At 68.8% G+C, this 9,446-nt stretch carries 9 protein-coding genes and 1 pseudogene; 3 read left to right on the top strand and 7 right to left on the bottom strand.

Translation table 11 applies throughout. From position 1 onward, the window contains the following. Nucleotides 1-266: 266 nt before the first annotated feature. Nucleotides 267-1,502 carry an MFS transporter gene (locus A5745_RS05560; protein WP_076115402.1) on the bottom strand — a complete coding sequence of 412 codons (1,236 nt, stop codon included), beginning with the start codon at nucleotides 1,500-1,502 and terminating at the stop codon, nucleotides 267-269. Between the two features lie 135 nt (nucleotides 1,503-1,637). Next, entirely contained in the window at nucleotides 1,638-1,928 is a 291-nt protein-coding gene (locus A5745_RS05555) for a metal-sensitive transcriptional regulator (RefSeq protein WP_076064840.1), read from the bottom strand. A gap of 71 nt (nucleotides 1,929-1,999) precedes the next feature. On the opposite strand from A5745_RS05555, the gene ilvD reads away from it, so the two are divergent. Then, on the top strand, nucleotides 2,000-3,700 hold the full coding sequence (gene ilvD / locus A5745_RS05550; RefSeq protein WP_076064839.1) for a dihydroxy-acid dehydratase: 1,701 nt from the start codon (nucleotides 2,000-2,002) through the stop codon (nucleotides 3,698-3,700). 68 nt (nucleotides 3,701-3,768) lie between these two features. On the opposite strand, the gene A5745_RS05545 is transcribed toward ilvD, so the two are convergent. Continuing rightward, nucleotides 3,769-4,209: an SPW repeat protein gene (locus tag A5745_RS05545; RefSeq protein WP_076064838.1), complete on the bottom strand. Its 441-nt coding sequence runs from the start codon at nucleotides 4,207-4,209 to the stop codon at nucleotides 3,769-3,771. Nucleotides 4,210-4,369: 160 nt separating this feature from the next. Here A5745_RS05545 and A5745_RS05540 point away from each other — a divergent pair, with 160 nt between their 5' ends. After that, nucleotides 4,370-5,353: a nitronate monooxygenase family protein gene (locus tag A5745_RS05540; RefSeq protein ID WP_076115401.1), complete on the top strand. Its 984-nt coding sequence runs from the start codon at nucleotides 4,370-4,372 to the stop codon at nucleotides 5,351-5,353. A 1-nt stretch (nucleotide 5,354) separates the two neighbouring features. Here the strand turns inward: A5745_RS05540 and A5745_RS05535 are convergent, their stop codons facing one another. Beyond that, nucleotides 5,355-6,014: an O-methyltransferase gene (locus tag A5745_RS05535; RefSeq protein WP_076064844.1), complete on the bottom strand. Its 660-nt coding sequence runs from the start codon at nucleotides 6,012-6,014 to the stop codon at nucleotides 5,355-5,357. Between the two features lie 107 nt (nucleotides 6,015-6,121). On the opposite strand from A5745_RS05535, the gene mymT reads away from it, so the two are divergent. Then, nucleotides 6,122-6,283, top strand: coding sequence for a metallothionein MymT (gene mymT, locus A5745_RS05530; protein ID WP_139329461.1), 162 nt, complete (start codon nucleotides 6,122-6,124; stop codon nucleotides 6,281-6,283). Nucleotides 6,284-6,328: 45 nt separating this feature from the next. Here the strand turns inward: mymT and A5745_RS05525 are convergent, their stop codons facing one another. From A5745_RS05525 to A5745_RS05515, 3 genes and pseudogenes are all read right to left on the bottom strand, one after another. After that, nucleotides 6,329-8,467: a glycoside hydrolase family 3 protein gene (locus A5745_RS05525; RefSeq protein ID WP_175879765.1), complete on the bottom strand. Its 2,139-nt coding sequence runs from the start codon at nucleotides 8,465-8,467 to the stop codon at nucleotides 6,329-6,331. Next, nucleotides 8,464-8,970, bottom strand: coding sequence for a TIGR04338 family metallohydrolase (locus A5745_RS05520; RefSeq protein WP_076115400.1), 507 nt, complete (start codon nucleotides 8,968-8,970; stop codon nucleotides 8,464-8,466). Before A5745_RS05520 ends, A5745_RS05525 begins: the two co-directional genes overlap by 4 nt. After that, nucleotides 8,967-9,446 (bottom strand): annotated as a pseudogene (locus A5745_RS05515) (hypothetical protein); the annotation flags it as partial. The gene A5745_RS05520 and the pseudogene A5745_RS05515, both read right to left, overlap by 4 nt.

Below are 9,446 nucleotides of genomic sequence, written 5' to 3'. Positions count from 1 at the left end.
GCGCCCGCGGGCCCGCCCGCGCCGCCGCCGTTGGTGGCGCCTCCGCCGCCCGGTGATCCGCCGGCGCCCAGCACCAGCAGAGCGGCGAATCCGGCTGCAAGGGCCGCGAACAGGCCCCTCCTCGTCGAGCTCGTCGTCCAGCTCGGCATATGCATCCCTCCAGTCAGGTCTGCGACCCAGTGTCGCATAGGGCCGTGCCCAGCTACCTAATCCGCGACCCGACAGGGCCGCCCGGGAACGCAACTCGGGGCCTTTGAGCTGCTGAGTTATGAATCGCGTGAGCTTGCCGGCGGAACATCCAGCATATGCCGGTAGACCGCGATACCGGCCAGCGCGACACCCATCAGCGCGGCCGAAGCCGTCAGCATCAGCGCGACGCTGCGCTCGTACAACAACCCGCCCGCCAGCGAGCCGGCCATGATGCCGACCTGGAACGCCGTCACGTACAGACCCGATGCGCCGTCGGGATCGTCGGCGCCGTTGCGCATGGCCGCGGATTGCATCATCGGCGACACCGCCGTGGCCATCGCGCCCCACAGCACGATCGCGGCGGTACCGATCACCGCCGTCGCCACCGAGGTGCGGCCGGTGAAGGCCAGCGCGGTCAGCACCACGAACGCGGCGGTCAGCCCGGCCATGCACAGGATGATGGCGCCCCGGGGCCGGCGGTCGGTCGGCCGCGCGGCCAACGGCACCGACAGCAGGCCCGCGACACCGTAGGCGGCCAGCACCCAAGCCAGGCTGGCCCCGCGCACCCCGACGACGTTGCGGATGATCACCACGATGAACGTGTAGGACACGAAGTGGCCGGTCACCGCGACCATCGCGAGCAGGCTCACCGCGATCAACCGGCCGTTGCGGTGATGCCGCGACCGGGGGCCGACGTGGGCGAGCTGGTGCTCGGTGAGCACCATCTCCGGAAGCATGATCCGGGCGGCCACCGTGACGATCGCCGCCGCAACGGTCACGCACACCACCGCGAGCCGCCAGCCCCACATCAGGCTCATCGCCGCGGTCAGGGGGCTGCCGACGACCAGCGCCAGGCTCGTTCCGAGGTACATCGACGTCGTGGCGCGTCCGGCATGGCTCGGCGGCACCAACCGGGTGGCGATCGGGGCGATCACCGACCACAGCACGCCGTGGGTGATCGCGCAGAGCACCCGCCCGGCCGCCAGCACCGCGAAGTTCGGCGCGAGCGCCGAGATGAGCTGCGACACCGTCAGGCAGGTCAGGCTCATCACCAGGGTTCGGCGCCGCGGCCAGTGCGCGGTCCAGCGCACCAGCGGCACCGTTGTCAGGGCCGCCACCAGGGCGTACCACGTCAGCAGCGTGCCTACGACGACCAGGCTCACCTGCAGGTCGCGTGCGATCGCCGAAATCGCGCCGACGGGCAGGATCTCGGCCGTCACATAGGTAAAGGCCGCCGCGGCTAACACCGCTAATTGAGCGGCGATCCGCGGCGTCCACGTGCGCGCACTAGCGGTGGTGGTTCCGGTGCTCATAGCGTCGGCATCGGCCGGACTTCCCGGTGGCTGAGTGGAAATTGCTGGCGCGCTCACAATGCCCTTACCGTACGCACCGCCGCAACGGGTTCATCCCATCTGCGGTCTCAACACACGTAACAACCCGGTCACCGATTAGGAACGAACAAGGCGCGCGATGGCGGCCGAGGCCTCGGCGAGCTTGTCGTCGGCCTCGTTTCCGCCCTCGGACACGGCGCGGGTCACACAGTGGCTCAGATGTTCGTCGAGCAGGTTCAGCGCCACCGAACGCAGGGCACTGTTGACCGCGCTGATCTGGGTCAGGACGTCGATGCAGTATTTGTCTTCGTCGATCATCCGCGCGATGCCACGCACCTGGCCTTCGATGCGTCGAAGACGCTTGGCGTAGTTGTCCTTGTCCTGCGAATATCCGTGTACCGTCGTCACCCCTCCGAGTCTATACCCCGATGGGGTATGACCGGCGAATTTGCGGTGGACCTGCCCGGCATACTTGAAAAATGGCCAAAACCCCCGCCGACATCAAACCGCGCAGTCGTGACGTCACCGACGGCCTGGAGAAGGCCGCGGCCCGCGGCATGTTGCGCGCGGTAGGCATGGGAGACGAAGACTTCGCCAAGCCGCAGATCGGGGTGGCCTCGTCCTGGAACGAGATCACGCCGTGCAACCTGTCCCTGGACCGGCTCGCCAAGGCGGTCAAGGAGGGCGTGTTCTCGGCCGGGGGCTACCCGCTGGAGTTCGGGACGATCTCGGTTTCCGACGGCATCTCGATGGGTCACGAGGGCATGCACTTCTCCCTGGTGTCCCGCGAGGTGATCGCGGACAGCGTCGAAACCGTGATGCAGGCCGAGCGGCTCGACGGCTCGGTGCTGTTGGCCGGGTGCGACAAATCGCTGCCGGGAATGCTGATGGCCGCCGCCCGACTCGATCTGGCGGCGGTGTTCCTCTATGCGGGCTCCATCCTGCCGGGGGTGGCCAAACTGTCCGACGGCAGCGAGCGCGAGGTCACGATCATCGACGCGTTCGAGGCGGTGGGCGCGTGCGCCCGCGGGCTGATGCCCCGCGAGGACGTCGACGCCATCGAGCGGGCGATCTGCCCCGGCGAGGGAGCCTGCGGCGGCATGTACACCGCCAATACCATGGCCAGCGCGGCCGAGGCGCTGGGCATGTCACTGCCCGGCAGCGCGGCGCCGCCGGCGACCGACCGCCGTCGCGACGGGTTCGCGCGCCGCAGCGGGCAGGCCGTCATCGAGCTGCTGCGGCGCGGCATCACCGCCCGCGACATCCTCACCAAGGAGGCGTTCGAGAACGCGATCGCGGTGGTGATGGCGTTCGGCGGCTCCACCAACGCGGTGCTGCACCTGCTGGCCATCGCCCACGAGGCCGGCGTCGAGCTGTCCCTCGACGACTTCAGCCGGATCGGGTCCAAGGTGCCGCACCTGGCCGACGTCAAGCCATTCGGCCGCCACGTGATGTCGCATGTCGACCACATCGGCGGCGTGCCGGTCATGATGAAGGCCTTGCTCGACGCGGGCCTGCTGCACGGCGACTGCCTGACGGTGACCGGCCAGACGGTAGCCGAGAACCTCGCCGCCATCGACCCGCCCGACCCAGACGGCAAGGTGCTGCGCGCGATGAGCGACCCGATCCACCCGACCGGCGGGATCACCATCCTGCGCGGGTCGCTGGCGCCCGAGGGCGCGGTGGTCAAGTCGGCCGGTTTCGACTCCGACGTGTTCGAGGGGACCGCAAGGGTTTTCGACGGCGAGCGGGCCGCGCTGGACGCGCTCGAGGACGGCACCATCACCAAGGGCGACGCGGTGGTGATCCGCTACGAGGGCCCCAAGGGCGGTCCCGGGATGCGCGAGATGCTGGCTATCACCGGCGCGATCAAGGGCGCCGGCCTCGGCAAAGACGTTCTGCTGCTTACCGATGGCCGGTTTTCCGGTGGAACCACCGGGCTATGTGTGGGCCACGTTGCCCCCGAGGCGGTCGACGGGGGACCCATCGCCTTCCTGCGCGACGGCGACCGGATCCGCCTCGACGTGGCCGGCCAGACGTTGGACGTGCTGGCCGACGCAGCCGAATTCGAGGCTCGGCGAAAGGGTTTCACTCCCCCGCCGCCGCGTTACAAGACCGGCGTGCTGGCCAAATACGTCAAGCTCGTCGGCTCGGCCGCCATTGGCGCAGTCTGCGGCTAGCCCTGCCCGGGCCGGGTTCAGCCGGCCAGGCAGGGCGAATTGCCGCCTGGCTCAACGGACGTGGGCGGCTATGCGTGTGCGACCTCGGCGCGCGTGCGCGTGCCGAAGTACGTCGCGTTGAGGCCCAGGAAGGTCAACAACGCGCCACCGACCACGTTCGACCAGATCATGCCGGCGGTGGGCGAGAAGCCCGGCAGCACCCACAGCGACACGATGACCCACGCGCCGAGCACCGGCAGCGTCCAGGTCATGCCGTGGGCACGGTCTAGCGCCGAGGCGAACCCGTACGCCAGGAACGCGACCGCGATCCCGGCGAGAAGGTCGCACATCGCAAGCGATCTCGTGTCGCTGAACCCGATGATCCACGGCGACGCAGCCACATACAGACCGGTCAGCAACGCCAGGCCGAAGGTGACATGCGCACTCATCGACTCGGCTACGCGTTCGTAGCGCGCCCGTAGAGCCAACAGATCCGGGTGGTGATCGATTGATGAATGGACTGTACTCATTTTGTGACCTTTCTGTTATGCAGCAAGCCTTTTGAGCCGACTGCAACCCATCCATCTGCTGTAAAGATTACGCTCGATCGCGGTAGGCCAGCAACGAAAACCAGCCCGCTAAGGGGCCAGCTCACGGGGCGAATTCGCCGGCCGCGTAGCGTCGTTGGGCATGGACATCCTGGATAGGTTGCGGCTCGACGTTCCGATAGGACAAGCGGGAATGGGCGGCGGACTGGCCGGTGCGCCGCTGGCGGCCGCGGTCGCCAAAGCGGGCGCGCTGGGAACGCTCGGCGTTACCACACCGCGCCAATTGCGCAGGTGTATAAGCGAAGTGCGCGAACGGGCCCCGGGCCGCGCCGTCGCGGTCAACCTGTTGATGCCCTTCGTCCGTCGCCACCACGTGGACGTCTGCGTGGAGACCCGCGTGGACGCCGTCGTGCTGGCGTTCGGCGAAAAACGCGGGCTGGTAGCGCACTTCCGCGATGCCGGTGTCTTCGTGTTCGTCATGGTCGGCACCGCGGCGCAGGCGCGCGCCGCCGTCGGCTGGGGCGCCGACGGCCTGATCGCCCAGGGTCGTGAGGCGGGTGGCCATCTCGTCGGGACCATGCCCGCCCTGGACTTCCTGCCCGAAGCGCTCGCGGCGGCCGCCGGGCGCCCGGTGTTTCTGGCCGGCGGCATCGCCACAGGTGCCGATACCCGCGCCGCACTGGCGGCCGGCGCCAGCGGTGTCATCGCCGGTACGCGCTTTCTGCTGACTCACGAGGCCAACGCCAACCGCGAGTACCAGCGGCGAATCATGCACGCGGACAACACCATCGAAACGAACCTGTTCGGCATCAGCTGGCCGCTGCGGCACCGCGTGGTGCCCAACGCGGCCACACGGCGTTGGTGCGGCGAAGACGGGAAGGCCAGGGCGCTGCCGGCCGCCCTCAATGCGGCAAGCCGCCCCCTGGCCGCCCTGGGTTATTTCGACGCGGGCGCGTTGCTGCGTCTGCAGTCACCGGCGGTCCCGTTCTTCACCCCGCTGGCGCCGTTGGCGGGGATGCCCGATGCGTGGGTCGACCACGCGGCACTGTATGCGGGTGAGACGGCACTGCGGATCGGCGAAATCACTTCTGCCGAACAGGCGGTCAGGGATTTGTGCCCGCGCTGAGCTAGCGCACCAATGCGAGCGCGAAACCGTCCCACGGCTTGGCGCCGACCGTCTGGATCACCGCCGTGTCCAGCCGCGGGTGCTCGCCCATTAGCTGCAGCGCCTGCCGGGTCGCCGAAACTCTGGCGTCATCGGATTTCGGATCCAGGATCTTGCCCTCGCGAATGACGTTGTCCAGAACGACAACTGAACCGGGACGAGCCAGCCGGACCGCCCACTCGACATACGCGCCGTTGTTCTCCTTGTCGGCGTCGATGAACACCAGGTCGAAGGGATCACCCGCCAGCGTCGGCAACGTGTCCAGCGCGGCGCCGACTATCACCTCCACGCGGTCGGCGACCCCGGCCCGTTGCAGGTTGGCCCGCGCGACCTCGGCGTGCTTGGGTTCGTACTCCAGCGTCACCACCCGCCCTTCCGGACCCGCGCCACGTGCCAGCCAGATGGTGCTGAAGCCACCCAGCGTGCCGATCTCGAGGATGCGGCGCGCCCCGATGGCACCGGCCAGCAGGCACAGGAATTTGCCCTGCTGCACCGATACGGCGATCGACGGCAACCCGGCCGCGTCGCTGGACTCCAGGGCCGCGGCCAGGGCCGGGTCGTCGCCAACCACGGTGCTGTCCAGAAACGCATCGACGGCCTGCGGGGTGGGGTTCTCGGTCATGTCGCCCACGCTAGCCGCGAGCATTCACCGCCGCAGCCCCTTTACGGCATACCGGTAGGGGGTATATAGTGAACCCGTGGTTGGTCTACACCACGAGTCAACGACAGATAAGGGTGATTCACATGGCGAACTACGAAGCAGGAACCCTGTTGAGCTGTGGGCATGAAGGCTGCGGATGTCGCGTTCGCATCGAGGTGCCCTGCCACTGCTCCGGCGCGGGTGAGGCATACCGGTGCACCTGCGGGGACGAGCTGACCCCCGTGGAGTAACGCCGGGCCTAGGGTCGTGCGTTCGGGCGTCGACGATTGCAGCCGTCAGCGTCCGAACGTACGGCAGGCCAGCTCGACCTTGGCGGTCAGCCGTGGCGTGATCGCCGAAGCACCCACGGCCACCGAGTAGTCGCCCCCCTCGATGCGCCAGGCTCCGGCCCCTCCGTCGCAGGAGCCGTCGTAGGAGGCCAGCAGGCGCGGATCGGCCTCGATCCGCACCCGGCACGTCGCGGCGGGCGCCAACTCGATCCGCTGGAATCCCAGCAATCGCAGGCATGGCCCACCCGCCGCCGCGGTCAGATACAGCTGCGGGACATCGGCGCCGGCGCGGTCGCCCGCATTGACCACGCTGAAGGCCGCGCTGACCGTGTCGCCGCCGGTCACCACCAGGTCGTCGTACTCAAACCTGGTGTAGGACAGGCCATGTCCGAACGCGAACAGCGGCGTCCGGCGCGTTTTCGCGAACCAGCGGTAGCCGACATCCGCCCCTTCGACGTAGTCGATGGTGGTCGGTGTGCCGGGTGGCGCGCCGAGATCGCGCAGTTCCGGGCGCGGCATCTGGGCGAGATCGACCGGGAAGGTGATGGGCAGCCGGCCCGACGGATTCACCCGGCCGGCAACGATTTCCGCGATCGCCTGCCCACCGGCCTGGCCCGGATACCAGGCCTGCACAATGGCATTCACTTCGTCGCGCCAGGGCATCGTGACCGGGTTGCCGGTCTCCAGCACCACCACGGTGTTCGAGTTGGCGGCCGCCACGGCGGCGATCACCGCGTCCTGTCCCCAGGGCAGCGACAGATCGGCGACGTCGAAGCCCTCACCCTCGGCGCGGATCGCGAAGACGATCGCGATGTCGGCCCGCCGCGCGGCCAGCGCCGCTTCCGCCGGGCTGATCCCGGGATCAAACTCGAACTGTGCGTTGGGAAGTTGCTTTCTCAGCTCGTCCAGCGGGCTCGACGGCAGCAGGTACAGGTTGCGCAGGCCGGCCTCCAGCCCGTGTCCGCCGATCGGGATCACCTTCGCGTAGCCGCCCGGCGGGACGACGGCGCTGGACCCGTAGCCGGCGGGCACGCCGATCTGCGCGTAGCCACCGATGACGACGATCCGCGCGGTCGACTCGGGCGCCACCGGCAGCACCCCGCGGTTGGTCAGCAACACGATGCCCTGGCGCGCGACCCGTAATGCAATCGCGTTGTGCGCGTCCATATCCGGTTCCGGGCCCGACTCGCGGCGGTCGATTCGAACGGCGAACATCGAGCGCAGGATCCGCCGGACCATGTCCGACAGACGCTCCTTGGGTAGCCGTCCGTCGGCGTAAGCGGCCCGCAGGTCGCCGCCGAACGACTCCGACTGCCACAGCAGCGCATCGATCTGTGCGCCGCACTCCTGGTCGAGCCCGGCGAGCGCGCATTCCCAGCTCGGCGTCGCGCCCCAATCGGACATGACCCAACCGCGATAACCCCACGCACCCTTCAGCACGTCGTTGATCAAGGTGTGGTTCGCGGCGGCGTAGTCGCCGTTGACCTTGTTGTAGGCCGTCATCACGGCCCCGGGTTGCGAGCGCTCGATGGCCATCTCGAAGGCCAGCAGGTCCGATTCGCGGTGCGCGTCGGGATCGATGATCGCGTTCAGCCAGTGTCGATTGGTCTCGTTGCAGTTCAGCGAGTAGTGCTTGGTCGTCGAGATGACGCCCTGTTGCTGGATCCCGTTGATCGACTCCGCCGCCATCGCGGCACTCAAAAGCGGGTCCTCGGAAAGGTATTCGAAGTTGCGGCCATTGCGAGGATCGCGCGCCAGGTTGATCGCGCCCGCCAATTGCACGTTGAACCCGCGGCTGCGCGCCTCCCGTCCGATCATGTCGCCCGAGATGCGGGCGAGCGACGGGTCGAAGCTTGCGGCCAGCGCCTGCCCCGACGGCAGCGCCGTGGCGGTGTCGCCCGGGCGGTATCCGGGATTGGTGACGCCGAGGCCGGCGTCGCTCATGCGCAGCGCCGGGACACCGAGCCGGTCGATGCCGGGCACATACCCGGCGCTCATCGGCACGCCGGGCGGGATGCGCTCGTCGCGCAGGGGCCACAGTTCACCTGCCCCCATCACGCCTACGATCAGCGAGAACCGCTCGTCGTCGGTCAGCTGCGCCTCGACCTCGCGCGCCCGGGCGTCCGGATCGTCCGATTCGCTCACCGCGCACCCTCTTTGGCGTACACGACCCGCAGCACGTGCCCGAGTTCGGGACCCATCACCAGCTCGGTCAGCGTGCAGATCGTCGCGACATACTCCGGGCCATGCGGCGGCTGCGCCTGGCACAGGTGGTGCGCCACTTCGTGCAGCACGACCAGCTCGCGCAGCGCCCAATCGGCGGTGTCACGGTCGGGGACCGCGATAACGCCTGCGCCGTCATGGTTTTCGTAGTGTGCCGCGGTGGCCGCCCGCCGTGTCCGCACCCGCAGCGGCGACACCTCTGGCCAGCGTTGGCGCACCGACGGTAACGCAAGCACCTCGTCAACATAGCGCTGCACGGACGTGACCGATCCGAAACGGGCTTCGGGCGGCAGCGTCAACTGGGTTCCGAAGAACTCGACAACCGACGACCCGTGCTCGGCGGCGCGGTCGAACAATGTCCGGACGAACTCCTCAGCCGCGTAAACCTTCGAGCGCTGGGAATCGCGTGGCGAATCCTCAGTCACCGGCGCAGGGCCGAGCGCGCCCCGGGCAACTCGGGGCTGCTGCCCAACCGAGCTCGCCGTCCGGCCCGGTCACCTGCGCGCCGTGCCTTGGACGAATACCCGGCCGAAGCCCGGCTGGCTTGCCAGGTGCCGCGCGCCTTCGACGCGCCGCGGTAATAGTCCTGCAGCTCGAGTTCCTTGTCGCGCAAGGCGATCGCGGTGCCCGGTGGTCGCCGGCGGTCCTTGGTGGCTTCGCGGCGGATCTCGTCGCGGGCCTCGGACAGACGCTGACCCACGCGGGCGCCGAACGCCAGCTGGAAATTGAGCCGGGCGGTGATCGTCGGTGTGGGGCGATGCGCGCCCGAGGCGAGGTAGGCGTCCGACGCCCGCACCATCTGGACAACCAGGCTGGCGTACAAGGCGTGGGTCGCGTCGATGTCCTCGGCGAACCCGTACGCGTAGACGAACGTCGAATTGGACGCCACATCGCAGCGCAC

The organism is Mycobacterium sp. IS-2888, from assembly GCF_001954215.1.
In the GTDB taxonomy this organism is placed as follows: Bacteria; Actinomycetota; Actinomycetes; order Mycobacteriales; family Mycobacteriaceae; genus Mycobacterium.
The sequence above is the reverse complement of the archived record's forward strand: the minus strand, read 5'-3'. Positions and strand labels throughout refer to the sequence as shown.

Excerpts from the sequence above, each read along its gene's own strand:
- A5745_RS05560 (WP_076115402.1), bottom strand. The coding sequence starts at position 1,502 with ATGAGCACCGGAACCACCACCGCTAGTGCGCGCACGTGGACGCCGCGG.
- A5745_RS05545 (WP_076064838.1), bottom strand. The coding sequence starts at position 4,209 with ATGAGTACAGTCCATTCATCAATCGATCACCACCCGGATCTGTTGGCT.
- A5745_RS05535 (WP_076064844.1), bottom strand. The coding sequence starts at position 6,014 with ATGACCGAGAACCCCACCCCGCAGGCCGTCGATGCGTTTCTGGACAGC.
- ilvD (WP_076064839.1), top strand. The coding sequence starts at position 2,000 with ATGGCCAAAACCCCCGCCGACATCAAACCGCGCAGTCGTGACGTCACC.
- A5745_RS05540 (WP_076115401.1), top strand. The coding sequence starts at position 4,370 with ATGGACATCCTGGATAGGTTGCGGCTCGACGTTCCGATAGGACAAGCG.